Genomic DNA, 24,926 nt, shown 5'->3' with positions numbered 1-24,926 from the left:
TCCACCAAATTTTGGATAGGTGCTATACCAAGATGCCAAGTATGTCCGTCGCGATCATGTGTCGGCGCAGGACGTCGTTCGTTGGTATCCGGAGTTTGCCAGTTGGACGACCCTCCAGATTGACACTGCGCCAAGAGGTGCGATGCGCTTGATAAAGCACTTCCGCCCTTGCGAGATTGATCTTCGGTGGTTGAAGAACCGGCTCGTCCTGAATTGAGGAAATCACACAATATCCGCTTCGAACGGATATGAGTATTTTACAATCAATTGATGCCGTTGGAGCGCTGAAGCTCACGCACGTAGACAACGATCATTGAGACATCAGCACGAGTCAGCCCGTCAACGGGCGGCATGTTGCCGAAAGGCCAGTGATGACTTCGTACGCCGATGGCGGCTGCCCGCTGAAAGGCTTCGTCGCCGTGGTGCGATGGTTCGTAGATTTTATGCACCAATGGCGGTGCCTTACCGTCTTTCCCGGCTGCATTTTCACCGTGGCAGGTTGCGCATTTGACTTGGTAAGCCGTTTTTCCAATCATCGCATTCGCAGACAATGTGTCTGGCACGTTCACGGCGACAATTGCACCTGTTTGATTGGCATCCTGCGTATCCCTCACAGGCGCGAGCCCAGTCTGTTGGCTGCCGAAGTAGACCGCAGCACCGGCGACGATAGTTCCGGCCATAATTATTATTTTTCGCATAGTCCTATCCGTTCATTCTGTTTGTGTGCCTTTTGCACGAAAGCATTGAACACAACGGCATTCCAGCCCGCGCCAGAGGTCATTTTCAGGTCACTTATCATTGGGGGGCGAAAGAAGGTAGTTCACCAGATCATCAAGGGATTGCGAAGGCATCGACCAACGGGGCATCCCCGGCCCAATCGAGGTTCCGTCAGGACGCACCCCATCTGCAATTGCTTTGGCCAAAGTTTCTGCAGAATAGGTTTCGTGATCATGACCATCCTCACCATGCGCGCCTGACAGAGCCGAGAATGTAATTGCCGGTGCCTTACTCCAGAAAGTAGGCCACAAACGCCCGCCCTCTCTGTTCGTGCCGTGGCAGTCCACACATGCTCCGCTGCCCATCATTGTCATGTGATGGTTTCCGCCGCTTGGCAACATGCGCTGCCCCGAAGTGCCCTGACCGGTAAAGTAAAGCCGTTGCCCTGCACTCGTGAATTGCATCGGCCAATTTCGCTTGCTGGTATCCGGAGCCATTTGCGACGATAGGTAGCCAAGGCAAATCAGCAGCACAAAAGCACCTATCAGGGCAATCCGTTTCCCTATCCAAGCTTTGATCGCCATGCGACCGTTCTTTGTTCTTGTGTCGCTCATTATCCGGTCAATATTTTGGGCGTACGACAGCCGCGCACTCAAAAGCTTTAACCTATTTCAGATCAGCAACGGTCAGTTGTGTCCAGTAGATATAACCCGTGTTATGCTTTGCCCTTAGATGAAAAGCTTGGCAAATCTTGTTTTGGTAACTGCTGCGACCGCTTTTGGTTATGGCGGCGGTTCTCTGCTGCTTGTGCTTACTCATTTCGAACGGGTTCCGAGTGCCGAAGTTTCGCTTCGCGGACCGGGGATAGAGGCTCAGTTAGATCATGAACAAGGCAGAACTTCAGCTTGGCCACCTATTTTTGGCAAACCGCTTAAGAAAATAGAGCCCGACGCTAAAAGCGAAGTCATGATTGGCAACTACACACTCAAAGGGTTGTTTGTTGGCAGGACGGAACGGTGGGCAATCCTGGGTACAGCTAATCGCGATATTCTTGTTGGGCCCGGGGACACATTGCCCCAAGGTGAGATGATCGCGGACATAGACAAGGCTGGAGTATGGATCGAATTGGGCACGCGCCGCGACTTGATCCATTTCGCAAACAGCACACCAATCGAGACTGCCATTGTGGAGGAACCGGCTGTGGACACCAAGTCTACGGGTGGCAAAGGCATGGTTCGTACTCAGGGATTGGAAGAGAAGACGTTGCATGATTTGCTTGAAACGGCGCGGAAAGTGAAAGCGCGGGCAGGCAAATCCACACATTAGGTTTTGTGCCGGACCTTTCGGCTCCAGAACAATAAAGAGCGGCTGTTATGACGCATCTTCGATGCCTACATAAAAAGGACGGCACTGTTGTGCCGCCCCTTGTTTTTGATGTCAGTCAATTTGCCCAGACTAATCTTGGGCAACCTTTATGCTGCCTGAACCATACTCTTTGAGTACATACAGCCCACCATTACGATCTGATCCGAAAATCCAAGGGCTGTTGGTTTCTTTGTAAACGCCCCAGATATCCTGAATTCCACCGTTTTCGGCCTCGAATTCAGGCCCCGATCTTTTGAAACGGGCTGTCTCCACAGGATTCACGGGATCGCTGATGTCCAGCACGACCATACCATCGCTGTACCAGGACACATAAGCCTTTTCCCCTTCGACCTGCACGTTGTGTACCGAATAGGTACCACGTGGATCACATTCACCACCCGGCTCGGTCGATGCACTGCATTCCGTATCGAACAGGGAGGACAGAACCGGATTGGCCGGATCACTGTAGTCCCAAATACGGATGCCACCCCAAGGGGTGCTGCCGGGTTGGTTGTTTGCGATGACCACGGCAGAGGCGCCAGCTGCAGCAGCCGATTGCGACTTTTCGTCGAACTCGCAGGCACCACGACGAACAACAGCAATATCGCCGGGATCGATTGCGCCAACGTTCAAAAGCGCATCACCCGCAGTCAGCGTACACGCGCGACCGATAAAGACCAACTCACCTGACAGCGTACCGGTGTCAGAAAAAGTTGGAGATCCGGCCGCAGTGCCCAGTTCGACCGCAGCAAAGGTTGGGCCGCCATCGACCACGACCTGTCCGCCACTGACGGAACCTGAAAGTCCGGTCTGATTAGTCTCAAAGAAATCACCTGCACTGGTCGAAATGGCCGTGGCGGGAATTGTCGGATCACCCGGCGTGGCCCCTCCGTCCTGCGTCAGACTGGTTGGCGGAATGTTGCTTTCCCAAGCCGAGAAATCCTCCTCTGTTTCCACGACGACCGTGCCATCGGCATTAGGCCAGGCGTTGTGGCTGTTGACTTCGCCGTCAAGTGAGCCGTTGGCCACATCAATAGCTTGAGAGACGAAGGCCGGGTTGGCGGGATCACTGATGTCGATGAGCACCAGACCAGCGTCCCAGTTGCTTAGATAGGCTTTGTCGCCTGCCTTGTTGATCGTCACATCATGCAGGAAACGGTTCGCCGAGGCACCAAACCCGTCCAGCAACCAAAGTGCCGAGTTCAGAACGCGACTAACATCGGCAACTTCGTCACCCACGCCCGGATCGAAAATTTCTTCGGCCCCCCATGCGCTCACTCGAACCGGATTGGCCGGATCGGTAATGTCGTAAATCATGAAGTTGTCAAAGGCCGTTTCGGCCACGACCCCCACATAATCATTGCTCCCCTGACTGAAGAGCCACAGGTTATGCACGCCGACATCGGTAATGCCGCCAAACACAAGGTTACTCAGCGCGTTGATCTCATCAATGCGCACAGACGCCAGCGGTTGGGGAAATTCGGGATCATCGACGTTGTATACCTCAAATCCACCGGGGCCACCGCCACAGGACTCATTGGAATGTACAAGAATATCGCCGGAATTCATCGACGCCACCTTGACATCATTCGAACGGCTGCCCTCCGGAGATGGGATCACCGAAATCTGGTAAGGCTTGCTTGGATTTCGGGCATAGAAAATCTGAACCCCTGATCCGTTGGCACCCGTTCCATCACCGCAAGGAGAATTGAACGTCCCAATATATGCAAACCCGTCGTGGACCCAAACATCCGTTGTGCCTTCGGGCAGCAAACGCTCCCCCCGGCCCGCTTCGGCGAGGTTTTTCGTAACTTTCGAATTTGGTCCGCTACTTACTATATTCTTAACGGCGAGGTCATGGTGACTGAGCGCTTCACTGGGATCGGGGCGTTCAAGGATTCCGATAAATTCGTCCGATATTTCCGGGTGGTCATCAGCCCAGACCGGCAAAGCTGCTGTGGAAAATGCAACAGGAAGGATGTAAAGCCACTTCGGTATCATTTGTAATCTCCCTATTTGACTGGTTGCCTCACCCAGCGTTTTATTATCTGAAATTACCGCTCGAAATTTTTTTGGATAAACTGAACCCACAGAAAACATAACTCAGGAATATATAATTTGCGACAACAGAATTCAGAACAAGTTGCCGAAGGTGAAAAAGAAAACAGCAGGATCGAAGCGTTTTGAGTTTCCAAAGGCTATGTTCTATGGCGGTTTACTGCGCATTACTCCATTCTATGCACGTCTCAGCATAATGTAGATTGCCCACAAAGGCTCCACCCTTGTTGCGCAGATAGCGCTGGCCGACATCCGCTTTCGGATCAATTCCGGCTGAGAAATCGATGATCGCCGCCGGGTTTTCCGGAACGGCTGCCAGCCACCTCTGCGCCCAATCAATCCCTGCGACGCCCAGTTTGGCGGCGCCACGCGCGGCGATAAAGGCAAAAAAGCTTTCACAGCGACGCTGGAACAGCCCAAAGGCAATGGGACCGGTGTTTTCGTTTTCCTTGGCACAGACCTCGAGCATCCAGACGAAGAACTAATAGCACCCGAAGCGCAGTGTGTTGGTGCTGATGCCCGGTAGCAGCGACTGATAGATCGCTTCAATGGGCCGCTACATACCCAGTGGATCCAGCCCGCCATCCTGTCCGAGCTCAGGATTTGCGCACAACCGTGCATTGCAGCGCCTTGGCCACAAACGTCGTCGAATACAGAAGGATGCGTGCTGGTGCGGTTTTTCTGTAACGGTGTTGATGTGGCAATGATGTAAAATGCGAAATGCAAAAATTGCCCCGAAGGGCGCTGCGCACATCTTTGTATCCAAATGTTTTTTTGGCTTCGGGAGGGCGTAACAGACGATTTCTGCGCAATGGGGCTGGACATGCAAAATCCTCCTCGGCAGGGCCAGCGGAGAGTTCCTAAAAGTGTGGCTTGGCCCAACACGTGATGTGGTGTGGTGCTGCATTTGCGGAAATGCTGTCTCTTTGACTCACCAGAACCGATGAAGTGCTCCCGGAATTCTGCATGCACCGATTCTTTTCGTTTCCGGTCACTACGTCAACCGCTTGACGAGCATGCAAGCGAATGTTCGGTCAAGCGGCTTGTTTTCTATAGATACTCCTGCTCGCGTAGGTCTTGAACAACCCGCTCGGCCATGTTGGCACAACGTAGGCCGTCGAAAGGAAAGATGGAATTGAAGCCGCCTTTTATCCTGCGCTCCAAATCCAATCTCAACCATTTGCGCGCCCTAAACAGCCGCGTTTTGACGGTAATCGGGTTGATTTCCAGGTCGCGTGCGATCTCCTTGTTGGTCATGCCTTCTGTTTCGCTCAGAACAAACACAAGACGCAACTCGGGCGGCAACCCGTTCACCACCTCCTCCAGTATCCGCCGAAGCTGATGGCGCCCAAGCTGACCCTCGGCATTTTCTAGTGGCGACCCAGGAAAAGGCAGGACAGATGAAACGTCGCTCTCGATCACTGTATCGTACTCCTCCTCAGGGCGTTTGCGGCGCTGGTGCATCAAGGCGTTGTTGATCGCAATGCGTGTGATCCAGGTCGAAAAGGCGGAAGCGCCGCGGAAGCTGTCCAGACGTCGGAACGCAGCGAGATAGGTTTCCTGCACCACATCCTCGGCTTCTGCATCGGTCGAAACGATCCCCCGTGCGACCCTGAACAGGCGCGGGTTGTTGCGCCGGATGAGTTCCCGGACGGCGGGTTCCGAACGTGCAATTGCAGCAGCAAGCAGGTCGCCTTCACTGGTCTTTCTATCGATGATCGGATGAAGCTCATCCACTTTTTTCAGGTATCGGGAACTCATTCGTGCTCCTCCCGTACGATCCAGCCTCGGGCGAGAATGTCCTCTATCGACGGAAATCCTGCGAGGGCCTCGGGTTCCATATCTCCGCTGTCGCCTGCCGGACCCTCCCATCCCAGAGTTGCGGGTTGTCCCACCACTATCCGGCCAACCATACCGGCCATTTCATGCGGAAGGCAGTAGTAATCATAGACGCCGGGAGCGGTCAGCGTGACCTCGAAACTTTCGTTGGGCAGCAGAAAATCGCTGTCCCACGGCGCAGCGCCTGCCGGAATGCGCCGCTGCCGATCAAATATGTGCGGATGATAGGCCGTCGCGGTGTGGCTATTGCCGGGATCTCTGTTGATGAAACGCAAGGTTGTGCCGGAAGCAACCGCGAGACCCATGGGTTCGAACCAGACATGTTCTCCCCGCGCGGTTCCTTTCATTTCCACGGTTTCGACCTGAGTTGCCCGAACAACGCGCGGGAACGCAAGGGTGGCGATCACGCCACCCCCGACCGTCAGTAACTCTCGGCGTCCCCGTATCATTTGGAGAGCCTAGACTTGGCGTTCTCGTCATGGAACAGCACAACATGGGCATGCGGCCTGTCCACGCCGGGATGACCGGCGTTGAAGTAGATGTCGACTAACGACACCGTGTGGCTGCCAACGCCCAGGTCATCGAAGGAGGTGCCGTTCTGCAGGTCTTCCAGAGGCGTCATGTAGATCGTGGCCGAGAGCCTTCCATCGTGATCATAGGCGAGAAAGGGGCCGGCGGGAAGTGAGGCAGGATCGACGAAGAGCGTGCCCAGGCCCGGAATAAACTCCGGCAGAGGCAAGGCGTCGCTGACCTGGACATAAGGCTCGCCCGGAGGCGACATTTGCAACGCCTCCCCGTCATGAGCCAGGGCATGCCCGACAGAGAAGATGAGGGCGGTTGCGGAGAGAATGAAAGCAGATTTCATGTTGCGTCCTTTCAAGTTCTGTGGCGCCACAGTCGTGGCCACCTGTCTCTTTGATGCGCAAGAAACATAAAGGTTCGCAGAAAAGTTTCGCGGTCAGGTTTTGTCGCGCCTGGTCGGTACGGGTTCTTCGCGCGTTGCCGGTGATTGTGTTCGAGTCACCACGTTCGGATGACCGACTGGAAACGTGCTCTTGCTCAGGATCTCGCCATGCGTATCCACGATCATCCGCAAGGCGCGGCCCTGATGGCGGAAGGTCAATCGCCAGCGACCTGAATCGTCCCCTTCGCCACATTCACAAAGCGCCGCGATCTGGCCAGCTTGCATCCGGATGCGTGTTTCGTCGGCGGTCAGGTCAAACGCCTTGGCCAGTTCTCGCGCATCGACGATGAACTGATCCCCGTTTCGCTCGACGCAGCTCATGTCGTGCCCCGCCAGTAATCATTCGCCACAGCCACAGTGGCGAAATGCGTCGCGACGACTTGGCTGACGGCGATCAGAGCGTCGGAATCCTCGGCGTATTCCGGTTGCAGGCGATCGCGGATTTCGGCGTCGGGCTGCGTCAGTTTCACGGCGACCCGTGCAAGTTTGACGGCGAGGTCATAACCCTCTTCGGGCGTTGCTGTCTTGAGTGTCGGGAGCCAGCTTGTCATCGGGCTTTCCTTCCATTTCGAGTGGGAGATCAGGGGGGATGATGCGCCATGCGGACCATCAGGGTCATCGAACTGCCCGTTCTTGAGCGCCCAGTAAAAGGCGCAAAGCCCCATCAGGCCGAGGCCAATCGAAAGGGGTATGAGCAGAAGAAGACTCATCGTCCCTCACCAGCTATCGCTTGATAGGCGTGCCAAGTGCCATGACCAAGAACCGGAAAGAGAACGATCAGGGCGGCAAGGCCGGTTACCACCGTCAGACCCATTCCAAGCGCGACGACCACACCCCAGGCCAACGTGGGGCGCAGGTTCTGTACTGTCATGATAAAGCTCAACCCCATGGCGGTCAGCGCATCGGTCTTGCGCGAGACCAGCATGGGAATGGAGAAGACGCTGATCGCAAAGGCGAAGGCTGCGAACAGGCAGCCCACCAGCGTGCCTGTTACAATCAGCGTCCATCCCCGGGGCGTCGTCAACACATTGGTCAACGCCTCCTCCGCGCCGGGGAACGGAATAAGGCCGAAAAACAGCGCATAAAGAAGATCTGCTGCCCTGAGCCAGAACAGGATGAGAAGCCCGAGTAGCAGTCCAGCGTAGGCCAACTGCCCTCCTGACACCGGCCGAAATATCAGCATGTCGGAGAACGCAACCTGTCGACCCTGTGCCTGCATACGACTCTGCTCGTAGAGCCCGATTGCCAGGAATGGCCCGACAATCAGGAACCCGGATATGGCGGGAAGCGCGAGATGCAACAGATGGCCCGCGTAGAGTGCCCACAGGACGACATAGGATATCAGCGTCAGGAACAAACCGTAGGCAAGGCTGGACCAGGGCGCCATTCGCACATCTTGCCAACCAGCCCGCAGCCAGTCCAACGCCGAAGACGCTGGCAGGTCGCGCGCATAGGGTGGCTGAGCGAGTTGACCGGGCGGATTGCAAGAAACGACCCCTCGAAGGTAGACAGCCCGTAGAACACGGCGGCGGCGAACATGAAGCGCAGCGTCGCGTCATCACGCACCTTGTGCCAAGCGCCGTTCAGCGTGGCGATGGCGTTGCCTGCCGAGGCCCAGCTCGGCACCAGCAGCATGACCGAAAACGTCATCCCCAGCGTCTGTGCCCAGAAAGGCAGCGCGGTGTAGTGCAGGTGGTGTGATCCCACCCAGATATAGAAAAAGGTAATACCCCAGAAACTGGCAATGGACAGGCGATAGGACCAGATTGGCCGCCCCGACCGGACCGGCAGGAAGTAGTAGAGCATGCCGAGGAACCCGGCGGTCAGAAAGAAGGCGACCGCGTTGTGGCCGTACCACCATTGCACCATCGCGTCCTGCACGCCCGACCAGATGGGGAAGCTCTTGGCCGTGGTAAGCCGTACCGGTAACGCGAGATTGTTGACGATGTGCAGCATCGCCACGACTAGGATGAAGGCCAGGTAATACCAGTTGGCGACATAGATATGCGGCTCGTTCCGCCGAGCAATTGTGCGCAGATAGAGCACGAAATAAGTGATCCAGACCACCACCAGCCATAGGTCCGCATACCATTCGGCCTCGGCATATTCCTTGGACTGGGTAGACCCCATCAAATAGCCGGTCATCGCCCAGGCACAGAACAGGTTGTAGCCGAGAAGCACGACCCAAGGGCTGACGGAGTCGGCCAGCCGCGCGCGTGAGGTACGTTGAAGGACGTGGAACGACGTGGTTATCAGGGCATTGCCGCCAAAGCCGAGTATGATGCCGGTCGTATGCACGGGCCTGAGCCGGCCAAAGCTGGTCGCGGGCCAGAGTGGCGTTGCCTCAGGCCAATAAAGCAACGCCGCAACCCATACGCCGACACCCATGCCGATTATCGCCCAAATCAACGTCATGACGATTCCGAACCGGGTCGGTGCATCGTAATAGCGGCGCAACCGATCGCCAGGCGGCTCGGGGTCATAAAGCGCGCCGCCAAGCAGAAACGCCAAGCCGATTCCGAGCCCGAGCGCCATGAACCCGTGCAGCGACATGACCCCGTGACGTGCTACTGCCGCCATAGAGAGCCCCAACAAGGCCAGTAGGATCGACAGGACCATGCCAATCCGGCGTTCGGAAACGGACAGCGTCGCAGTCATCTTTTTCTGCCTTTCTTCGTCATGCTGCCGCCCGTTCGGGAAGGGCGATATCGGCAAGGGTCGATCTGTTCAGATCGGCGATGAACTGGCTTTCAGCCTGCCGAAGCCGTGATTTCAGGCGGCAACACCCGTCAATCGAGCAGTCTCCCCCATCCGGACCGAAACACTCGACGAGGGACTGCCCCTGTTCGAGCAGTCGCACGACATCACCGATCCGGACTTCGCCAGGACGACGTCGCAAGACAGCGCCCCCATTCACCCCGCGTCGGGTCTCGACGATGCCGCCTTGTGCGAGTCGCTGCATGATCTTTGTCAAATGGTTGCGGGACAGTTTGAATTCCTCGGCGAGATCGGCCGTCGAGAAAGCCTGATCGGGGGCACTCGCCATCCGCATCAACATTCGAAGCCCATAATCGGTAAAGGAGGTGAGGTTCATGTCGTCTCGCATTTTTAAAATTGGTATTTACAATACCTATTTAACAGAGATAGCATGAGACTCAAGTTCAAATTCTTGAGGATCCCATGTCGTCCGCCGATCCACAGATCATCTCCGCCCGCCCGCGAATGACCGCCGAGATCATGACGCGGACCGGGCTGGACGAGGGCAAGCTGACCGAACTGGTGCATCGCTTCTATGACAAGGTGCGCGCCGACGCCGTTCTCGGCCCGATCTTCGCCACCCGGATTTCCGACTGGGGCCCACACCTGGAACGCATGGTGGATTTCTGGTCTTCGGTCGCGCTGATGACCGGCCGCTATCACGGCGCCCCGATGCCGGCCCATGTGACCCTGCCAGTGGAATGGGATCATTTCAAACGCTGGCTGGTGCTGTTTCGCGAATCCGCAGCCGAGACCTGCCCGCCCGAGGGTGCCGCGCACGTTATCGAACGTGCCGAGCGGATAGCACGCTCGCTCTATATGGCGGTCGAGGACGCCAAGCCTCGAACTGTCCCGTCTCTTGTCTGACCAAAGGATACCGACATGACGAAACCGATACCCCCACAAGATCCCGCTGGCCTCACCCGCTACATTGAGGCGGAGTATCATGCGAAACACCGCACCCAGCTTCCCGAACTGGCGGCACTGTCGGAAAAGGTGGAAACCGTCCATGCCGGACAGGCGGATGTCCCTGCTGGACTGGCCGAATTGCTGCACCGGATGATTGGCGAGCTCGAGGTGCACATGAAGAAGGAGGAACTGATTCTGTTTCCTGCCATTCGCAACGCGGCACCGGGGCTGGACGCGCCGATCGCGGCAATGCGTGCGGATCACGACGGCCACGAGGCGGAAGTCGAACAGGTCCGGCAATTGACGAACGGCCTGACAGTGCCGGACGGCGCCTGCCGAAGCTGGACGCGGCTCTATGCTGAGGTCGGTGAATTTCTTGACGACCTCGCGGCCCATATCCGGCTGGAAAACGACGTGTTGTTCCCGCAATTCGAAGCCCATGGCGCGGGCCATGTCTGACCTGCATCTTCCCAAGCCGACCAAGGACCTCGTTGAGCAGCGTCATGCCCTGGCACCGGAAATCGAGGATGCCTTCCGCGCCTTTTCAAAAGCGGTGTTCGCCGAGGGGGCGCTGGATGCGCGCAGCAAGCAGCTTATCGCCGTGGCAGTCGCGCATGTAACGCAATGCCCGTGGTGCATCGAGGGTCATGTCAAGGCCGCTCTGCGTGCGGGTGCCTCGGACGAACAGGTCATGGAGGCTATCTGGGTCGCCGCAGAAATGCGCGCCGGCGCCGCCTGGGCCCATGCGCTGAAGGCGGTGGAGACGATCGGCGACACGAAAAAGCGGGACAGCTGATGCCGTCGGCAAGGCCACCTGTCCCGGACGCTCTCGCCGAGCGTATTCGCGTCAAGCGGATCTACCGCGCGCCACGCGTGTCGGACGGCAAGCGGATACTGATCGACCGTCTATGGCCGCGCGGCGTGGCGAAGGACCGCGCCCGACTGTTTCAATGGTGCAAGGAGATCGCACCGAGCGATGAATTGCGGCACTGGTTCCACGGCCACACCGATCAATGGCAGGCGTTCACCACGCGCTATGAGGTGGAACTCGCCTCCCATGACGATCTAGTCTCCGAACTAGCCGGATATGCGCGCGAGGGCGTCGTTACACTGCTTTATGCCTCGAAGAACGAGGCCCATAACAATGCCATCGTGTTGCGCGATTACCTGCGCCGATGGCTGGAACGGGAGGGGCTGACATGACGGACCGGCGAAAGGACCCGCTGCATACACCGCTTTGCGACCTGCTGGGTTGCGACCAGCCCGTGCTGCTGGCTGGGATGGGCGGTGTTTCCCGTTGGGAGCTGGCCGCCGCCGTGGCCAATGCAGGCGGTTACGGGATACTGGGCATGGTGCGCGAAGACCCGACCCTGATCGCCGCTGAGGTTGCCGCGCTGCGGGGCGCGACCGACCGGCCCTTTGCCGTCAACTTGATCCCGTCGGCAACAGCGCCGGGACTGCTCGATGCGCAGATCGCCTGCTGCCTTGATCTTGGCGTGCCGGCCTTCAGCTTCTTCTGGGACGTGATGCCGGACGTGGTGGCCCGGGTGAAACGCGCGGGTTGCCTTGTCCTGCACCAGGTCGGTACGGTTGAAGCCGCGCGGATCGCCGAAGAGGCCGGGGCGGATGCGATCATCGCGCAGGGCGTTGAGGCGGGCGGTCACGTTCACGGGCGTCTCCCGGCCTTCGGGCTGGCCGAGCAGATCCTTGCGCGGACCGACCTGCCGGTCGTCGTCTCGGGCGGGATCGCAACGGGCGAGGGCCTTGCCGCCGCGCTGGCAATCGGCGCCGATGGCGTGCAATGCGGAACGGCCTTTCTGGCAACGGAGGAATCCTTCGCCCACCCCTATCACAAGTCCCGCATCATCGAGGCCACAAGCGACGACACGGTGCTGACCGATGTCTTCGTTCTGAACTGGCCCAAGGGCGCAGCGGTGCGGGTGATCGCCAACAGTGTAACCGACGGGCTGGACGGGCATTACCTGGGCCACGATCCCGACAACCTGCCGCGCGTGGCCATCGCCCGCGATGGCGATCAGCCGCGCCTGCGCTTCAGCACAGATTCGCCCCTGCGGACGACAATCGGCGATCTCGAGGCGATGGCGCTCTATGCCGGTCAGGGTGTGGGTGCCCTAAACGATGTCCCGCCCGCCGCCGCACGTCTGGGTGATATGGTCGCGCAGGCCCGGAATATCTTGAAAGGCACGGTTTGAAACGACTTCAAGGCGAGATCATGAGCGATGAATTCGAAAGCTTCCGCTGGCAGTCGATCCCGAACAGGCACGCGACGTGGCCCGCTGGCGCAAGGCGGAACGCACCCGCCTGCGCGACGCACGTTTGGCGCTGTCGGCTGCTGAGCGTAAGGAGATCAACGAGGCGCTGGCCGTGCATCTGCGACAGGTGTTGAAAGACCGCTTCGGCGGGGTGCGGGGCATGACATTTTCCGCCTACTCGCCGATCAAGGGCGAACCCGACCTGCGCCCGCTGATGGCCGAACTTCACAAGGCCGGTGTAACCATCGCCCTCCCGCTGGTCGAAACAAGGGCAGTTCCGCTCACCTTCCGCCGCTGGACACCCGAAATCCGCGCGGTGCGCGGCGACTGGAACATTCCCGTCACGCCCGACATCGCGCTTGCCCCCCTCCTCGGCTGGACGGCGGATAGATATCGCCTCGGCTATAGCGGGGGCTATTTCGACCGGACATTGGCGACACTAAGCCCGAAACCGTTTGTCACCGGCATCGGGATCAAAGCCGCGCACCTTGCAATCATCTAACCGCAACCCCACGACATCCCTCTCAATCTCATCCTGACCGAGAACGGGACGCAGACCGCACAGGGAGCGGCATGAACACCACTGCGGAACCGATGCGGCATGGCACGGTCCAGAAATTCTGAGCTTCGGGTTCCGGCGTTCACCGCTGCCCTCGAACGGCCTGCCCGCTTTGACGCGGTAAGCTGGCATGCGCATGAGTTTCTGTTCGGCTATCTATCGGCAGTCATTAGCGGCTTCCTGCTGACCGTTGCTCCCAACTGGACCGGGCAGCTGCCGTTCGTCGGCTGGCCGCTCGGCGAACTTTTCGCGTTCTGGGTCGGCGGGCGCGGTGGACAGGGGAACGCTTGCGATCTATCTCACACTTCTGACGGCAGTCCTCGCGGGGATCGCCGTCGGCCTTTGGCCCGATCAGGCGCCACTTCTGCACATGCACGGAGTCCTCGCCTGGATGGTGGCCTACGGTGCCTTCGCCCTAGTCTAGGGCCCGGCGATCCTGCGGGCACGGAGGGTGATCAGTCCGGCGTTGCAAGCCGCGCCATGAGCGGAGCGACGACAAGCGCCCGGTCGATGCCCAAGGGATCCGCATCCGGTCGAGCGGGCAGATATTGCCGATCCGAACCTCGTCAATCGTGAACGCGCTCATCCTGCGGAGCTCTCTCCGATCAATTCCATCACCTGCGCGCCAAGCGCCATGTCCGCCACCTGCCCGAAATGGCGCGCCCGCATCCTGCCGACGCGGTCGATCAACACCAGGCTCGGCGTGCCCTGCAAGCCCCAGGCCGCCATCGTTTGGGGTAATAGACCCTCTCCCTGCATGTCGATGGCGACGGGGAAGCGGATACGCCATTCATGCAGGAAGGCGGCGAGGCTCTCTCGGCTGTTGCCCGCGTGATGTTCGAAGACGCTGTGCAGTCCAATCACAGCGAGATCCCTTTCCTGAAAAGTCTGCGCGAGGCGCTGCGCCTGCGGCAGACCGTTCAGCACGCAGCCGGGGCAGAGCATCTGAAAGACTTCGACGGCCAGCACCCGGCCGCGAAAATCGGCAAGCGTCAGCGGGTGATCTGTGTTGAGCCAGTGGGCGGTGTGGAAGGGGATGTCGTCCATGCGATGCTGCCTATGCTGGCGAGGCGTGGGCATCGGCCCGCGCCCAAATCTGTCATTCTCCGGCTTTACCCGGCCGGCTCGGATCGCCCAAGGCCACGTCGAACACATCCGTCACGCAGAGCAGCGGCGCATGGACAATCGCGATACTGGCGGCAGCGGCATGGCAATGCGGTCGGTTTCGTATCAACATGGGAGGCTTCCTTTCTTGATAGTGAGGTTGCATTCGGGGCGTCCGGGTCGTTGCAGCGGCTATCCGGGTGCCCTACTCCCCCCACGGCAACCCAGTGCGCCCGGTTGCAGGTGGGCTTCCTCCTCCGTGGCGGTCTCGTGATCCGGGCAGTCGAGCCTCAGGCCACCATCACCGAAAGCGGCGTCGACGAAGACGCAGTGGTGCGGTCGCGCCGGGTCAGCATGAACATGCGGGCAGAAATGACGGCAGGTGAAACACATCTGCTGCACCGGGATCGCCTCTGCCTCCTGTAGCGAGCGGATGATCAGCGCCAGGCAGCGCAGCAGCCCCGCACGATCATCCTCGGCAAGCCCGGCAATCGCCTCTTGTATGGCCACGGGGGCCTCCGGCATCCGCTCGGTCAAGGATGTGCCCGCCCGGGTCGCCTCAATCATTCGTGCGCGTCCGTCGTCGGGATCGCGTCGGCGCCGTACAAGCCCCTTGCGATCGAGCGCCGCGACGCTGTCGCTCAGACTGGCCTGCGAGATCCCAAGCGCATCGGCCAGATCCACCGCTCGTTCGGACTTCGCCGCCACGCGCGTCAGGACTTCGCATTGGGTCGGGTTCAGGGCCAATTCCTTGGCTACGTGCCACTGGTTCGCGCGCCAGAACATCGCGAGCCGTTGCAATGCCGTAATTATGTGCTTCGAATCTGAACCCATTTCCATCCCCCACACACATATATCTTAAATAGGAGTCCTATGTATCGTGCAACTGCATATTCATCCCACTCTTACCGCTCGCCAGTTTCGAACCCGATGTTATCGTCGTTCCTGAACACTATTGCATCAGGATCATTTAGATAGTAATCACTCACTACCTTTAAAGGCAATCAGATGACCACCGTCAGGAAACCAGCGGTTGAGCGTCAACAGGAAATCGTGGAAATGGCCCTTCGTTTGCTGTCCGAACTGGGTGAGGGTGGTGTGTCCGCTCAGACGATTGCCGATCATATCGGCATCACCCGAGTCGGCCTCTTCCAGCACATCCCCACCAAGAATGGCCTCTGGATTGCAGCTTTGTCGGAAATCGAGCGACTTGCCCACCATTCTTGGGAACGTGCGAGCCGGGAAGGCGACCCTACAGTTGTCCGACGTCGCAAGACTCTGCTGGCACAGATCAAGCTGATCGAAAACTGTCCGGCGGTCCCGTCACTGCTGTTCTCACCCGGGCGCATGGTCGCCGAAGAAGTCGTCCATCCGATACATGTTCGTATCATGACGGCGCTCCGATTGCGCATCACGGAAGAACGCTACACGGCGGTGCAGGAATGCGGCCAGGACTTTCAGATCAAGACACGCGAAATGGAATCCTTGCTGCTCGAAGGGGTTCAGGATTGCGTATTGCGCTGGTCACTGACCGGACGTGGATTCGATTTGGTGGCAGAGGGTGTTCGGCTGATCGGGCTGCAGATTCGCCTGTCCGGACTGAAAGCCAGAGGAGACAAATCGTGAAAATTCCACGTCTATTGAAACTCGCACCACCGATCGCCCTCGGCATCGGCGCCGCTGCATGGCTTATCTCAACGGCGGAGCCGCCGGCGCGGAAAGAACAATCCGAGCGCAGCGTCGTCGCGCGCATTGTGATAACAGAGATGACGCGTGTGCGGTCCACCGTGCGGGGCTATGGCAATGTACAGGCGGCACGAAACTGGGAAGCTGTGGCCGAGGTGGCCGGAACGGTCGTCTGGCGTCATCCCGATCTGGAGGCCGGCAATGTTATCACCGAAGGCACAAAAGTTCTCCGGATCGACCCAACGGGTTACGAACTGGCCATTGCTCAGGCCGAGGCCGATCTGACCGCATTGGAAGCGGACGCCGCGCAGCTGGCCGTTGACGAGGCAAACACCAGCCGTCTTCTGGCCCTGGAAGAAGACCGGCTGATGCTGACCGAGGCTGAACTGGCGCGGGTCCGCGACCTGGCCGAGCGTGGAGTCGCAGCCCAGTCTGCGCTCGACGCTCAGGAACGCACCACCTTGCAGGTGCGTCGGAGCGTGGCGGAGCTGCGCAATGCCAACGCTCTTGTTCCCTCGCGCCGCGCACGACTTGAGGCCCAGATGGCGCGAACAAGAACCATTCTGGCCCGCGCAACTCGTGACCTAGACAAGACCGATATCTCGGCACCATTCGATCTCCGGGTCAGTGAGGTGCATGTCGAGCACCACCAGTTTGTGAGCGCCGGTCAGTCTCTGGTCGCGGCCGACGACATCGACCAGGCCGAGATCACGGCACAGATTCCGATGAACTCGTTCCGCCGTCTGCTGAGTGGCACGACCGGAAACCGCCCAATGACGATTTCGGATCTCTCCGAACGGTTCGCAGACATTGCTGCAGAGGTACGTCTTGTACCCGATCCATCCCAGACATGGACAGGCCGGCTGGTGCGGGTGGAGAGCGCACTCGATCCGCAGGCCCGGTCGGTTCCCGCTGTCATCGCTGTCGATGATCCTTATGCCGGAACGAACCCGCCGCTGCGCCTGCCACTGGTGCCGAACATGTATGTCGAAGTCATCCTCACCGGGCCCGAAGAACCTGCGCGCATCACTCTGCCCGATGGCGCAATCCATGAGGGCAATATCGTTTATCTTCGAAACAAAGAAGGCCGCCTAGAGCTGCGCACGGTGTCGGTCGACTGGCGGCAGTCAGGCATGGCGGTGCTGGATGGTGGCATCGCGGCAGGCGAAGAGGTCGTCATCGACGATCTGATGCCAGCGATCCCGGGCATGATCGTCGAACCGGCGGAGGTGTTGGAATGATCCGCTGGTTCGCCGGGCACCCCACGGCCGCCAACCTTCTGCTCGTGCTTATCTTCGCGGTCGGTCTCATGGCTGCGCCGACGCTGAAGCGTGAGACTTTTCCCGATTTCCGGCCTGCCGAGGCGGAAATCAGCGTGGTCTATCGCGGCGCCACAGCCGAAGAGGTCGAGGACGCCATCTGCCGACGGATCTGGGATGCGGTCGAAAGTGTCGAGAATCTGGAAGAACTGACCTGCACCGCGCAGGATGGCATCGCGCGGGCCATCGCCACAATGGCCCCGTCAGGCGACAGCGCCAGATTCGTGAATGATCTGCGCACCGAGGTGACGGCGATCGACGATTTTCCCGATCAGGCTGACCCGGCGATCGTGCGCGAGCTTCACCGCACCGACAACGTCACCTCGGTCGCCGTGGCGGGTGATCTAACGCCCGCGCACCTGGAACGCTACGCTGCGGATCTTCAGGACAAATTGTCGACCCTCCCCGGGGTGGCAAAGGTCACGATGTCCGGCTTCGGAACGCGCCAGTTTCGGATAACAGTGCCTCGAGCGCTGCTGGAACAACACGGCCTCACCGTCACGCAACTTGCCAGCACTATCGGCGCACAAAGCCTGGACCGCCCCCTTGGTACGCTTGAGACCGTCGACCGAGAGATCAGCCTGCGTTTCACCGATGAGCGGCGCAGTGCAGCCGGCCTCGCCGGCCTTGTCGTCCTGTCCCGGCCGAACGGCGCCGAACTCACCCTCGGACAGATCGCGTCGATTTCCGAGCACTACTCGCCGGAGGAGGAACGCGCGTATCTCGACGGACAACGTGCGGTCTATCTGCAAGTGAACAAGGCGCTTGGAGCCGACGCGCTCGATGTCTTCGACAGCGTCGAGAAGCTGGTAGCATCCGAGCGTCACGCCCTGCCCGACACGCTGCGGTTGGAAATCGTCAAGGACATGACCAGCATCGTGCGCGACCGGCTGACGATGCTGGTGGAAAACGGTATTCTGGGACTTATCCTGGTCGTCGCGGTAATGAGCCTCTTCTTCCGGCCCGGCTTCGCGATCTGGGCGGCGATGGGCCTGCCTGTGGCCTTCATGGGCGCGTTCGCCGCGATGGCACTGCAGGGCCTGTCGCTGAACATGATGACGCTGGTTGCGTTGTTGATGGCCATCGGGATCGTGATGGACGATTCGATCGTCATTTCTGACGCCATCGCCGAAGCTGCGGCGGACGGCGCGTCGCGCACTGAAGCAGCCGTGAAAGGCACAATGGCGGTGATGCCGGGAGTGCTGTCGTCTTTCGCCACCACCATCGCGGTCTTCGGTCCGCTGGCCTTCCTGGTCGGCGAACTGGGCACCATCCTCGAGGTGATCCCCATGGTGCTGATCGCGGCATTGGCGGCGAGTCTCGCCGAGGCGTTCTGGGTGCTGCCGCATCACCTCAGCTACGGATTGAAAGGGGCGGAAAAGCCGCCGTCACGGTTCCGCGCGGGATTTGATACACGTTTCGATCGATTCCGCGAGCGGCGCATCGGCGGACTGGCCGACATGGCGATCCGCCGGAGATATCTTGTAACGGGCGCGACAATCGCGGCGCTGATCGTGACCGTGGGGCTTTTGGCTGGCGGGTATCTCAAGCGTGAGGCAATTCCAGCGATCGATGGCGACGTGCTGGAGGCACGCATACTCATGCCTCAGGGGACGCCATTCGCCCGCACCGCACAGGTGGCCGACCGTGTGAGCGCCGCATTGGGCCGGGTGGATACGGCCTTCGCGCCCGATCAGCCGGACGGCGCAGCGCTGGTGAAGTCCGTCCAGACGCGCTTCAACGTCAATGCCACCGCTGGCGAAGCCGGCCCGCATGTCGCCACGATCAGCGCCGATTTACTGGGCACCGAGACACGCACCGTGACGCTGGATGAAATCGTGGCACTTTGGCGCGAGGAAATCGGAGATGTGCCCGGTGCCCTAGCGATCCTGCTAATGGAACCGAGCATCGGACCACAAGGGATTGCCATTGAGATCCGGTTGTCGGCATCGGATCTGGAGAAATTGACAAAGGCCTCTGATCGCCTCTTGGCCGAGGTCGAGACCTATGCCGGGGTGTTCAACGCCACCCATGACCTGCACCCCGGCAAGCCAGAACTTCGGCTGCGCCTCGCCGAGGGCGCAACCGGGCTGGGACTGACCGCCCGCGATGTGGCCGATCAGATCGGCGCCGCCTATCTGGGCCGCGCAATCACGACCGTCCAGCAAGGCGACATCGCCCACGAGATCGAGCTTGAGCAGGCTGCGGAAGACCGGGACTCCTACGATGATCTGCGCGACTTTACCATCGCCCTGCCGGATGGCCACACAGTACCACTCTCGACCGTTGCGCTGGTTGACGAGGCGCGGGGCTGGTCTTCCATCACCCATGTCAATGGGCAGCGCACCGTGGCTGTGCAGGCCGATGTCGATACGAGAATCGGCAATGCCGACGCGATTGTATCCGAATTATCGAACAGCTTTCTGCCGCAGCTTGCGGCTGACTTCGCCGGACTGGATTTCGAGGTCGCCGGGCAGAGCGCCAATTCAGCGGAAACAGTCGCCTCGATCCTGCGTGGTTTCCTCTTAGGACTGATCGGTATCTACGTGGTGCTATCCTTCCAGTTCCGCAGCTATGTGGAACCCCTGATCGTAATGCTGTCGATTCCTCTGGCCTTCATCGGCGTGGTGCTGGGGCACCTGATCATGGGCTACAACATCTCGATGCCATCGTTGATCGGCGCCGCGTCGCTGGCTGGCATCGTGGTCAACAACGCCATCCTGCTGGTGCAGGTCATCAAGACGCGCACCGCCGAGGGCATGGATCTGGCCCGCGCCGCAGGTCAGGCCAGCCGCGCTCGGTTCCGCCCGATCCTGATGTCGGTCTCGACCACGATGATGGGGCTTGTGCCGTTACTGCTTGAGACCAGCACTCAGGCCCAGACGTTGAAACCACTGGTGATCTCGGTCGTCTTTGGCCTGCTCTCCGCCACCGTCCTTGTCCTGATCGTCTTGCCCGCTTTCTACGCTATTCTCGGCGATCTTAGGTTGGCTCGGGTCAAGGCGGGCGAGGATTTTGACACTTTGGGCGCGAACGAATGAGTCCGCCGTGCGAGGTATGGAAACGAGCCGATTGGAAACTTTCTATTCACCTATCTGTGGACCGGGATCGAATCCATGCAAGAAGGAGAACATGATGTCGACTGAAGTGAACTGCAAAATGCGCGGAGGTTTTGCAGATCGAACTTTTTCAAGAAAAACCCCTGAACAGGAGACCGGACCGAAGAAAGCGGGTGAATGCCTGGCATTTGTCACCGAACCAGCCTGCATCAATGCACTCTGCTTCGTCTTGGTCTCTGCTTCTGAGATGTCGTGTGCGGCGCAGTCAGACGCGGCTTGCTCGTCCCCTTCCTTTCCTTGCACATCACGCAGTTCCACCATCTGGTCCGACGCTTGCGGCTCCATCAACATTCCTTGATGTCCGGTCGGCGACATCGAGATGATGGTTTACGGCACCGCTGGACAACCTCGAATAAAGATAGCAATTGATTACTATATTTACTCAAACCATGATGCACGGCAAGGAAGGTAAGGGCCGCAAGAGACCGAGAAGGAAATTCATGCTGACGGGCAAAACGAATGTCGTGACAGTCTTCGCATTCCTGACGCTCTTCATGCTGTATGGGTTCGCGCTGATCTTCTTGCGCGATTTCGCGCCGGGGAACGAGCGATGGATCGCCGACTATTCGGTGGGTATGCATCTCGAATCGCGGCTTGCGCATATTCACGGCAACCAGTTCGCACTCCTCAATATCGTGGTTGGGCTCGCCCTGTTGCGCGCGCCAAACACGCCAACTGGGCGCCGGATATCCGGTTTAACACTGCTGGGGCTGCTGATGCCATTGGGCATTCTGGCCGAGGCGCTCTTTGGTGCACCGCCGATCTTCGTCATGGCCGGCGGCATTTCGATGGTCGCAGCGATGATATGGACGACCGCACATGTATGGCAAACGGAGACGTTTCATTGACCAAGACGAGACCAAAGAAGATCCCGGCGGAAGAGCGCCGCAACATCACCGTCGAAGCGGTCATCGACCTGGCCAGCTCTTCCAACCCGGACAGCATCACGACTGCGGCCATTGCCAAGCATATGAAGCTGACACAGGGCGCGATCTTTCGTCACTTTCCGAACAAGGACGCGATCTGGAAAGCAGTCATGAACTGGGTGGCCAGGAACCTGATGGCCCGGATCGATCGCGCGACCAAAGACATAACATCGCCTACAGAAAAGATGGAGGCGACGTTTCTCGCTCACATCGCATTTGTCGCCGATCACCCGGGCGCACCACGTATGCTGTTCGGAGAGCTTCAGGGCGCTCGACAGACGCCGGCCAAGCGCCTCGCGCAGACCATGATGAAACTATACGCGGCACGCCTGCGCGACATGATTGTGAGTGGCAAAGAATGCGGCGAATTGCGCGAGGACCTCGAAGTCGGGGCGGCAGCTACGTTGTTCATCGGCACGATTCAAGGCCTCGTGATGCAATCCCTGATCGCCGGCGACATGGGTAAAATGCGTACCGATGCGCCACGTGTTTTTGCTATTTATTTGCGCGGCATTTCTAAGGCGCGTCATGCACAGGAGCAGGGGTGACATGGCATCTGGGGCCTTCGATGTTGGAGCGCGCTCGGCCGGTTTGAATGTCACCTTGCCGAGCGAACCGAAACCAAACCCACTCATCACGCCGGATCTCGCATTCCGCTTTCACTACTTCGCCATACGCAAATTGCATTTCCTGATGCAGGCATAGGCACTCGTGGTTTTTCCCGGCGGCTATGGTTGCGGCATTGCGCGGGATGCGGCAGGCCGTGGCCATTCTGTCTGTTTTGCCGCGATGAATGATTTTGCCTCAGCCACCTCCTCGGCATCGACCAAGCTTTTCCATGGTGGGCTACGGTATTTGGAATACGTCCAGATACGCTTGGTTCGTGAAGCACTGCTCGCAGCATCATGCCGCTGTTGCACGGACAATCCACCTATCCCGGCTGGTCAGATTTCCGGAACCACCTCTTTCTGCTCCGCGACGAATTTCCGCGCAGAATGACACATCCTGTCAGGCCGCTGCGGCGGCGCGGCACAGGCAACTGGCACGGATCGGAATATCGGCCCGCGAAACGGCCTGATCCAGCAAGAGCTTCACATGCGGCACCTCCACCTCTTCGCCGCGCCGTGTCAGGCATTCGTGCAACCCGTGCAGCGCCCAGACATTGCGGGGATGCTGGCTTGGACGCGGCAGTTTGCCATCAAGGCCCAGATCAGCGCGATAGACGGCCTCGGCCTCGTGATACGCGCCTGCCTCCATCAGCAGCGCGCCCAAGGCGTGGCGGGTTGGCTGCGGCCACGACCAGGGTTCTTCATATTCCAGAGCGTCGTCCAGCTCGACGGCCCTGCGAAGATGGTCCAGGCCCTCGTCATGTCGCCCCGCCTTGAACGAGATCTCACCCTTCATCATCTCTTCGGCGACGGCCAGAACGTCACGGGCCTTGTTATTAAACAGCATGCGACTGCTTGGCACCGCTGCATATGCCGCGGTGAAGTTCTCCATCTCGGCCCTGGCCTCTTCGTGCCGTCCAAGATTTGCGAGCGCCACAGCCTTGGCATAATAGATCAGCGCATTTGTGGTCACATACAGTTCCGTGTCCTTGGGCTGCTCGAGTCTGAGGATCTCCGACCACATACCGAAACGGATATAGACATGCGGGGCCGCGGCCACAAAAGTCTCGAAGATGTCGGGATAGGACCGGACAACCTCGTCCGGAACCTCGGCGCGCAGACGGGTCACAGCATCAACGGCTGCGGCCTTCTGGCCGAGGAACATCGCGCCATAGAAGGCAAAGTGCAGGTTGTGGATCCGGTAAAGTGCATAGAAATTGACCGCTCCGGCATAGGCCTTGAACCTGTCGTCGACCACGGCGGCCTCAAGGTTGCGAGAGAGAACGTTCTGGTAGTCGCCACACAGCACGTCGATATGGGTCGCCATATGCACCAGATGCCCCGCATCGGGCACCAGATCCTTGAGCCGATCACCGTGTCGCAAGGCACGTTCGGGATACGGCGACATTTCCATCAGGTGGATATACATGTGCAGCAGGCCCGGATGATCCCAGGCGGCAGGGTCCTGATCGAAGGCGCGCTCGAGCACCGCCATCGCCTCGGGCGTCGAGGCGTCGGGATTTGGCACACCTCTGCGCACATCCCAGAGCTGCCACGGGGTTCGGTTCATCAAGGCCTCGGCATAGACAAAGGCGATGTCCAAATCATGCGTGTTGGCCTCGTAGACCGGCTTCATCGCGGCAGAAAAGCCATCATTGAAGGGCTGATAATCCTCGATGTCCGGGTCGGTCGGATAGCGCGAGGCAAGCGCATCGAGAAGCGCACGTTCCACCGGTTTGGTCGTTCTGATCGCAAGGCCCATCTCCAGAGATCTGTGCGCGCGCTCCAGAGCCGGCGCCTTTTCCTCCGGCGTGAAGAACTCCCATGGCTTGTTGTAATTCGGGCCAAGAGCATAGGCGATCCCCCAATGGGCCAGGGCGCAGGCCGGATCGGAGGCCAACGCCTTTTCGAAACACGAAATAGCCTCTTCATGATTGTAAGCGAACAGCCAGACGAGACCGCGGTCAAACCAGATTTGTGCAACATGCACATCACTTGCGGGGCGACTATAACGGCCCAGATCAAAATAATCCGACATTGTAATGCTCCTTGTTGATGTGGGGAGCATAGCACAAAGCGTCAAACAATGGCGTTCACTCTGAGAGACATCACATGCCTTGATTCAGAGGCGAAACGTCTGGTCGAAGACCCTGACAATCCGGCGACTCAGAGCTCGAAACGATCCTCCGACCAATCCTGGACAAGCTATCCGACTCGATACACCCGTCCCCGCTCATCTTTCTGCGCAGCGGTCACGACAAGCCCCAGCTTCTTTTGAGGCGCGCCCGACATCGCGCCCCTCGCGGTGTGAACCTGCCCAGCCAGCCGCTGCTATGGTCGCCTCCACCCAGGTCCCCTCCGGCCGCTGCAGCAGCGCGATCAGCATGGCCTGCTTCGGTTCCACGCGTGGGCTCGGCTGTTTCGGTGCATGCGTCTCTGCGGCATGTGTGCGGAACGCAGCCATGGTCGTGCTGCATCCCAATGCCGACGAAGACAGCGGCTTCGTGATGGGCATCGAAGGCGATCTCGCTGGCATCCTAAGCCTCTGCCAGACAAGCAAAAAGGCCGCCGGGCTTTCGCCGGACGACCTCATGCAAATTAAACTGGTTGCGAGAGGGTGCCTTGACCTTGACCGAACCAGTACTGTTCTGAACCGAGCGTGAATGCGACCTGCTAATTACGAATTTGCCGTCCATGAGTTGGATCTGACCAGACAAAGCCAG

General features: G+C 59.2%; 32 protein-coding genes and 2 pseudogenes. 16 read left to right on the top strand and 18 right to left on the bottom strand.

All coding sequences use genetic code 11. From position 1 onward, the window contains the following. Nucleotides 1-263 precede the first annotated feature (263 nt). Both ACN0SW_RS09690 and ACN0SW_RS09685 read right to left on the bottom strand, forming a co-directional pair. A complete protein-coding gene (locus ACN0SW_RS09690) occupies nucleotides 264-680 on the bottom strand; it encodes a c-type cytochrome (RefSeq protein ID WP_417727720.1) in 417 nt (138 codons plus the stop codon). Between the two features lie 108 nt (nucleotides 681-788). Beyond that, the gene (locus tag ACN0SW_RS09685; protein WP_417727719.1) at nucleotides 789-1,301 is read right to left on the bottom strand and encodes a c-type cytochrome; all 513 of its coding nucleotides are present in this window, start codon (nucleotides 1,299-1,301) and stop codon (nucleotides 789-791) included. A 157-nt stretch (nucleotides 1,302-1,458) separates the two neighbouring features. On the opposite strand from ACN0SW_RS09685, the gene ACN0SW_RS09680 reads away from it, so the two are divergent. After that, a complete protein-coding gene (locus ACN0SW_RS09680) occupies nucleotides 1,459-2,043 on the top strand; it encodes a hypothetical protein (protein WP_417727718.1) in 585 nt (194 codons plus the stop codon). 129 nt (nucleotides 2,044-2,172) lie between these two features. Here ACN0SW_RS09680 and ACN0SW_RS09675 read toward each other — a convergent pair whose 3' ends face one another. The 10 genes from ACN0SW_RS09675 to ACN0SW_RS09630 all read right to left on the bottom strand — a co-directional run bounded on the left by ACN0SW_RS09675 (nucleotide 2,173) and on the right by ACN0SW_RS09630 (nucleotide 10,037). Then, nucleotides 2,173-4,083 (bottom strand): PA domain-containing protein, encoded by a 1,911-nt coding sequence (locus ACN0SW_RS09675; protein WP_417727717.1) that lies wholly within the window; start codon nucleotides 4,081-4,083, stop codon nucleotides 2,173-2,175. 214 nt (nucleotides 4,084-4,297) lie between these two features. Next, on the bottom strand, nucleotides 4,298-4,609 hold the full coding sequence (locus tag ACN0SW_RS09670) for a hypothetical protein (RefSeq protein WP_417727716.1): 312 nt from the start codon (nucleotides 4,607-4,609) through the stop codon (nucleotides 4,298-4,300). 581 nt (nucleotides 4,610-5,190) lie between these two features. Beyond that, entirely contained in the window at nucleotides 5,191-5,901 is a 711-nt protein-coding gene (locus ACN0SW_RS09665) for an RNA polymerase sigma factor (protein WP_417727715.1), read from the bottom strand. Next, complete coding sequence (locus ACN0SW_RS09660; RefSeq protein WP_417727714.1) at nucleotides 5,898-6,428, bottom strand: cupredoxin domain-containing protein; 531 nt, start codon at nucleotides 6,426-6,428, stop codon at nucleotides 5,898-5,900. Before ACN0SW_RS09660 ends, ACN0SW_RS09665 begins: the two co-directional genes overlap by 4 nt. Beyond that, nucleotides 6,425-6,844: a hypothetical protein gene (locus ACN0SW_RS09655; RefSeq protein WP_417727713.1), complete on the bottom strand. Its 420-nt coding sequence runs from the start codon at nucleotides 6,842-6,844 to the stop codon at nucleotides 6,425-6,427. The genes ACN0SW_RS09660 and ACN0SW_RS09655 overlap by 4 nt, the downstream gene beginning before the upstream one ends. A gap of 93 nt (nucleotides 6,845-6,937) precedes the next feature. After that, nucleotides 6,938-7,264: a DUF6522 family protein gene (locus tag ACN0SW_RS09650; RefSeq protein ID WP_417727712.1), complete on the bottom strand. Its 327-nt coding sequence runs from the start codon at nucleotides 7,262-7,264 to the stop codon at nucleotides 6,938-6,940. Continuing rightward, the gene (gene ccoS, locus ACN0SW_RS09645) at nucleotides 7,261-7,653 is read right to left on the bottom strand and encodes a cbb3-type cytochrome oxidase assembly protein CcoS (protein ID WP_417727711.1); all 393 of its coding nucleotides are present in this window, start codon (nucleotides 7,651-7,653) and stop codon (nucleotides 7,261-7,263) included. The genes ACN0SW_RS09650 and ccoS overlap by 4 nt, the downstream gene beginning before the upstream one ends. Continuing rightward, the gene (locus ACN0SW_RS09640; protein ID WP_417727710.1) at nucleotides 7,650-8,330 is read right to left on the bottom strand and encodes a DUF2189 domain-containing protein; all 681 of its coding nucleotides are present in this window, start codon (nucleotides 8,328-8,330) and stop codon (nucleotides 7,650-7,652) included. Before ACN0SW_RS09640 ends, ccoS begins: the two co-directional genes overlap by 4 nt. Then, nucleotides 8,291-9,601: a cbb3-type cytochrome c oxidase subunit I gene (locus ACN0SW_RS09635; RefSeq protein ID WP_417727709.1), complete on the bottom strand. Its 1,311-nt coding sequence runs from the start codon at nucleotides 9,599-9,601 to the stop codon at nucleotides 8,291-8,293. Before ACN0SW_RS09635 ends, ACN0SW_RS09640 begins: the two co-directional genes overlap by 40 nt. Before the next feature lie 19 nt (nucleotides 9,602-9,620). Beyond that, nucleotides 9,621-10,037: an RrF2 family transcriptional regulator gene (locus ACN0SW_RS09630; protein WP_417727708.1), complete on the bottom strand. Its 417-nt coding sequence runs from the start codon at nucleotides 10,035-10,037 to the stop codon at nucleotides 9,621-9,623. Nucleotides 10,038-10,123: 86 nt separating this feature from the next. Here ACN0SW_RS09630 and ACN0SW_RS09625 point away from each other — a divergent pair, with 86 nt between their 5' ends. The 7 genes from ACN0SW_RS09625 to ACN0SW_RS09595 all read left to right on the top strand — a co-directional run bounded on the left by ACN0SW_RS09625 (nucleotide 10,124) and on the right by ACN0SW_RS09595 (nucleotide 14,017). Then, nucleotides 10,124-10,567, top strand: coding sequence for a group III truncated hemoglobin (locus ACN0SW_RS09625; protein WP_417727707.1), 444 nt, complete (start codon nucleotides 10,124-10,126; stop codon nucleotides 10,565-10,567). Between the two features lie 15 nt (nucleotides 10,568-10,582). Then, the gene (locus ACN0SW_RS09620; protein WP_417727706.1) at nucleotides 10,583-11,068 is read left to right on the top strand and encodes a hemerythrin domain-containing protein; all 486 of its coding nucleotides are present in this window, start codon (nucleotides 10,583-10,585) and stop codon (nucleotides 11,066-11,068) included. After that, nucleotides 11,061-11,405, top strand: coding sequence for a carboxymuconolactone decarboxylase family protein (locus ACN0SW_RS09615; protein WP_417727705.1), 345 nt, complete (start codon nucleotides 11,061-11,063; stop codon nucleotides 11,403-11,405). Before ACN0SW_RS09620 ends, ACN0SW_RS09615 begins: the two co-directional genes overlap by 8 nt. Next, nucleotides 11,405-11,812, top strand: coding sequence for a DUF488 domain-containing protein (locus tag ACN0SW_RS09610; protein ID WP_417727704.1), 408 nt, complete (start codon nucleotides 11,405-11,407; stop codon nucleotides 11,810-11,812). Before ACN0SW_RS09615 ends, ACN0SW_RS09610 begins: the two co-directional genes overlap by 1 nt. Next, complete coding sequence (locus tag ACN0SW_RS09605) at nucleotides 11,809-12,822, top strand: NAD(P)H-dependent flavin oxidoreductase (protein WP_417727703.1); 1,014 nt, start codon at nucleotides 11,809-11,811, stop codon at nucleotides 12,820-12,822. The genes ACN0SW_RS09610 and ACN0SW_RS09605 overlap by 4 nt, the downstream gene beginning before the upstream one ends. Nucleotides 12,823-12,898: 76 nt before the next feature. Next, the gene (locus ACN0SW_RS09600) at nucleotides 12,899-13,384 is read left to right on the top strand and encodes a 5-formyltetrahydrofolate cyclo-ligase (protein WP_417727702.1); all 486 of its coding nucleotides are present in this window, start codon (nucleotides 12,899-12,901) and stop codon (nucleotides 13,382-13,384) included. Nucleotides 13,385-13,483: 99 nt separating this feature from the next. Beyond that, nucleotides 13,484-14,017: an NnrS family protein gene (locus tag ACN0SW_RS09595; protein ID WP_417727701.1), complete on the top strand. Its 534-nt coding sequence runs from the start codon at nucleotides 13,484-13,486 to the stop codon at nucleotides 14,015-14,017. 6 nt (nucleotides 14,018-14,023) lie between these two features. On the opposite strand, the gene ACN0SW_RS09590 is transcribed toward ACN0SW_RS09595, so the two are convergent. Genes ACN0SW_RS09590 through ACN0SW_RS09580 form a run of 3 tightly spaced genes read right to left on the bottom strand, consistent with a single transcriptional unit; the run spans nucleotide 14,024 to nucleotide 15,379 of the window. Then, entirely contained in the window at nucleotides 14,024-14,488 is a 465-nt protein-coding gene (locus tag ACN0SW_RS09590; protein WP_417727700.1) for a TlpA disulfide reductase family protein, read from the bottom strand. Between the two features lie 52 nt (nucleotides 14,489-14,540). Then, entirely contained in the window at nucleotides 14,541-14,678 is a 138-nt protein-coding gene (locus ACN0SW_RS09585; protein WP_417727699.1) for a hypothetical protein, read from the bottom strand. A 59-nt stretch (nucleotides 14,679-14,737) separates the two neighbouring features. Further along, a complete protein-coding gene (locus tag ACN0SW_RS09580) occupies nucleotides 14,738-15,379 on the bottom strand; it encodes a MarR family winged helix-turn-helix transcriptional regulator (RefSeq protein ID WP_417727698.1) in 642 nt (213 codons plus the stop codon). Between the two features lie 174 nt (nucleotides 15,380-15,553). Here ACN0SW_RS09580 and ACN0SW_RS09575 point away from each other — a divergent pair, with 174 nt between their 5' ends. From ACN0SW_RS09575 to ACN0SW_RS09565, 3 genes are read left to right on the top strand one after another with little or no spacing between them, the layout of a single operon-like run. Continuing rightward, nucleotides 15,554-16,171 (top strand): TetR/AcrR family transcriptional regulator, encoded by a 618-nt coding sequence (locus tag ACN0SW_RS09575; RefSeq protein ID WP_417727697.1) that lies wholly within the window; start codon nucleotides 15,554-15,556, stop codon nucleotides 16,169-16,171. Next, a complete protein-coding gene (locus tag ACN0SW_RS09570) occupies nucleotides 16,168-17,472 on the top strand; it encodes an efflux RND transporter periplasmic adaptor subunit (RefSeq protein ID WP_417727696.1) in 1,305 nt (434 codons plus the stop codon). Before ACN0SW_RS09575 ends, ACN0SW_RS09570 begins: the two co-directional genes overlap by 4 nt. After that, on the top strand, nucleotides 17,469-20,591 hold the full coding sequence (locus ACN0SW_RS09565; RefSeq protein WP_417727695.1) for an efflux RND transporter permease subunit: 3,123 nt from the start codon (nucleotides 17,469-17,471) through the stop codon (nucleotides 20,589-20,591). Before ACN0SW_RS09570 ends, ACN0SW_RS09565 begins: the two co-directional genes overlap by 4 nt. A gap of 42 nt (nucleotides 20,592-20,633) precedes the next feature. On the opposite strand, the gene ACN0SW_RS09560 is transcribed toward ACN0SW_RS09565, so the two are convergent. Then, nucleotides 20,634-20,960, bottom strand: a complete 327-nt coding sequence (locus tag ACN0SW_RS09560; protein ID WP_417727694.1) for a hypothetical protein — start codon at nucleotides 20,958-20,960, stop codon at nucleotides 20,634-20,636. Between the two features lie 149 nt (nucleotides 20,961-21,109). Between ACN0SW_RS09560 and ACN0SW_RS09555 the strand changes: the two genes are divergently transcribed. The 4 genes and pseudogenes from ACN0SW_RS09555 to ACN0SW_RS09540 form a co-directional block, all read left to right on the top strand. Next, entirely contained in the window at nucleotides 21,110-21,517 is a 408-nt protein-coding gene (locus tag ACN0SW_RS09555) for a hypothetical protein (protein WP_417727693.1), read from the top strand. Then, the gene (locus tag ACN0SW_RS09550) at nucleotides 21,514-22,143 is read left to right on the top strand and encodes a TetR/AcrR family transcriptional regulator (RefSeq protein WP_417727692.1); all 630 of its coding nucleotides are present in this window, start codon (nucleotides 21,514-21,516) and stop codon (nucleotides 22,141-22,143) included. Before ACN0SW_RS09555 ends, ACN0SW_RS09550 begins: the two co-directional genes overlap by 4 nt. Nucleotides 22,144-22,153: 10 nt before the next feature. Further along, nucleotides 22,154-22,297: pseudogene (locus tag ACN0SW_RS09545) on the top strand (3-isopropylmalate dehydrogenase); the annotation flags it as partial. A gap of 9 nt (nucleotides 22,298-22,306) precedes the next feature. Next, nucleotides 22,307-22,492 (top strand): annotated as a pseudogene (locus ACN0SW_RS09540) (FAD-dependent oxidoreductase); the annotation flags it as partial. A gap of 111 nt (nucleotides 22,493-22,603) precedes the next feature. Here ACN0SW_RS09540 and ACN0SW_RS09535 read toward each other — a convergent pair. Together ACN0SW_RS09535 and ACN0SW_RS09530 are read right to left on the bottom strand one after the other, a co-directional pair. Next, nucleotides 22,604-24,241, bottom strand: a complete 1,638-nt coding sequence (locus tag ACN0SW_RS09535) for a hypothetical protein (RefSeq protein ID WP_417727691.1) — start codon at nucleotides 24,239-24,241, stop codon at nucleotides 22,604-22,606. Nucleotides 24,242-24,408: 167 nt separating this feature from the next. After that, nucleotides 24,409-24,495 carry a hypothetical protein gene (locus tag ACN0SW_RS09530; RefSeq protein WP_417727865.1) on the bottom strand — a complete coding sequence of 29 codons (87 nt, stop codon included), beginning with the start codon at nucleotides 24,493-24,495 and terminating at the stop codon, nucleotides 24,409-24,411. Nucleotides 24,496-24,665: 170 nt separating this feature from the next. Here ACN0SW_RS09530 and ACN0SW_RS09525 point away from each other — a divergent pair, with 170 nt between their 5' ends. After that, entirely contained in the window at nucleotides 24,666-24,866 is a 201-nt protein-coding gene (locus tag ACN0SW_RS09525) for a hypothetical protein (protein ID WP_417727690.1), read from the top strand. Nucleotides 24,867-24,926 lie beyond the last annotated feature (60 nt).

The sequence above is a fragment of the Roseovarius sp. genome (assembly GCF_048262375.1).
Lineage (GTDB): Bacteria > Pseudomonadota > Alphaproteobacteria > Rhodobacterales > Rhodobacteraceae > Roseovarius.
The sequence above is the reverse complement of the archived record's forward strand: the minus strand, read 5'-3'. Positions and strand labels throughout refer to the sequence as shown.

What these genes read in the sequence shown, in the direction of transcription:
- ACN0SW_RS09690 (WP_417727720.1), bottom strand. Translation starts at nt 680, where the DNA reads ATGGCCGGAACTATCGTCGCCGGTGCTGCGGTCTACTTCGGCAGCCAA.
- ACN0SW_RS09685 (WP_417727719.1), bottom strand. Translation starts at nt 1,301, where the DNA reads ATGGCGATCAAAGCTTGGATAGGGAAACGGATTGCCCTGATAGGTGCT.
- ACN0SW_RS09675 (WP_417727717.1), bottom strand. Translation starts at nt 4,083, where the DNA reads ATGATACCGAAGTGGCTTTACATCCTTCCTGTTGCATTTTCCACAGCA.
- ACN0SW_RS09670 (WP_417727716.1), bottom strand. Translation starts at nt 4,609, where the DNA reads ATGCTCGAGGTCTGTGCCAAGGAAAACGAAAACACCGGTCCCATTGCC.
- ACN0SW_RS09665 (WP_417727715.1), bottom strand. Translation starts at nt 5,901, where the DNA reads ATGAGTTCCCGATACCTGAAAAAAGTGGATGAGCTTCATCCGATCATC.
- ACN0SW_RS09660 (WP_417727714.1), bottom strand. Translation starts at nt 6,428, where the DNA reads ATGATACGGGGACGCCGAGAGTTACTGACGGTCGGGGGTGGCGTGATC.
- ACN0SW_RS09655 (WP_417727713.1), bottom strand. Translation starts at nt 6,844, where the DNA reads ATGAAATCTGCTTTCATTCTCTCCGCAACCGCCCTCATCTTCTCTGTC.
- ACN0SW_RS09650 (WP_417727712.1), bottom strand. Translation starts at nt 7,264, where the DNA reads ATGAGCTGCGTCGAGCGAAACGGGGATCAGTTCATCGTCGATGCGCGA.
- ccoS (WP_417727711.1), bottom strand. Translation starts at nt 7,653, where the DNA reads ATGAGTCTTCTTCTGCTCATACCCCTTTCGATTGGCCTCGGCCTGATG.
- ACN0SW_RS09640 (WP_417727710.1), bottom strand. Translation starts at nt 8,330, where the DNA reads ATGGCGCCCTGGTCCAGCCTTGCCTACGGTTTGTTCCTGACGCTGATA.
- ACN0SW_RS09635 (WP_417727709.1), bottom strand. Translation starts at nt 9,601, where the DNA reads ATGACTGCGACGCTGTCCGTTTCCGAACGCCGGATTGGCATGGTCCTG.
- ACN0SW_RS09630 (WP_417727708.1), bottom strand. Translation starts at nt 10,037, where the DNA reads ATGAACCTCACCTCCTTTACCGATTATGGGCTTCGAATGTTGATGCGG.
- ACN0SW_RS09625 (WP_417727707.1), top strand. Translation starts at nt 10,124, where the DNA reads ATGTCGTCCGCCGATCCACAGATCATCTCCGCCCGCCCGCGAATGACC.
- ACN0SW_RS09620 (WP_417727706.1), top strand. Translation starts at nt 10,583, where the DNA reads ATGACGAAACCGATACCCCCACAAGATCCCGCTGGCCTCACCCGCTAC.
- ACN0SW_RS09615 (WP_417727705.1), top strand. Translation starts at nt 11,061, where the DNA reads ATGTCTGACCTGCATCTTCCCAAGCCGACCAAGGACCTCGTTGAGCAG.
- ACN0SW_RS09610 (WP_417727704.1), top strand. Translation starts at nt 11,405, where the DNA reads ATGCCGTCGGCAAGGCCACCTGTCCCGGACGCTCTCGCCGAGCGTATT.
- ACN0SW_RS09605 (WP_417727703.1), top strand. Translation starts at nt 11,809, where the DNA reads ATGACGGACCGGCGAAAGGACCCGCTGCATACACCGCTTTGCGACCTG.
- ACN0SW_RS09595 (WP_417727701.1), top strand. Translation starts at nt 13,484, where the DNA reads ATGGCACGGTCCAGAAATTCTGAGCTTCGGGTTCCGGCGTTCACCGCT.
- ACN0SW_RS09590 (WP_417727700.1), bottom strand. Translation starts at nt 14,488, where the DNA reads ATGGACGACATCCCCTTCCACACCGCCCACTGGCTCAACACAGATCAC.
- ACN0SW_RS09585 (WP_417727699.1), bottom strand. Translation starts at nt 14,678, where the DNA reads ATGTTGATACGAAACCGACCGCATTGCCATGCCGCTGCCGCCAGTATC.
- ACN0SW_RS09580 (WP_417727698.1), bottom strand. Translation starts at nt 15,379, where the DNA reads ATGGGTTCAGATTCGAAGCACATAATTACGGCATTGCAACGGCTCGCG.
- ACN0SW_RS09575 (WP_417727697.1), top strand. Translation starts at nt 15,554, where the DNA reads ATGACCACCGTCAGGAAACCAGCGGTTGAGCGTCAACAGGAAATCGTG.
- ACN0SW_RS09565 (WP_417727695.1), top strand. Translation starts at nt 17,469, where the DNA reads ATGATCCGCTGGTTCGCCGGGCACCCCACGGCCGCCAACCTTCTGCTC.
- ACN0SW_RS09560 (WP_417727694.1), bottom strand. Translation starts at nt 20,960, where the DNA reads ATGTTGATGGAGCCGCAAGCGTCGGACCAGATGGTGGAACTGCGTGAT.
- ACN0SW_RS09555 (WP_417727693.1), top strand. Translation starts at nt 21,110, where the DNA reads ATGCTGACGGGCAAAACGAATGTCGTGACAGTCTTCGCATTCCTGACG.
- ACN0SW_RS09535 (WP_417727691.1), bottom strand. Translation starts at nt 24,241, where the DNA reads ATGTCGGATTATTTTGATCTGGGCCGTTATAGTCGCCCCGCAAGTGAT.
- ACN0SW_RS09530 (WP_417727865.1), bottom strand. Translation starts at nt 24,495, where the DNA reads ATGTCGGGCGCGCCTCAAAAGAAGCTGGGGCTTGTCGTGACCGCTGCG.
- ACN0SW_RS09525 (WP_417727690.1), top strand. Translation starts at nt 24,666, where the DNA reads ATGGTCGTGCTGCATCCCAATGCCGACGAAGACAGCGGCTTCGTGATG.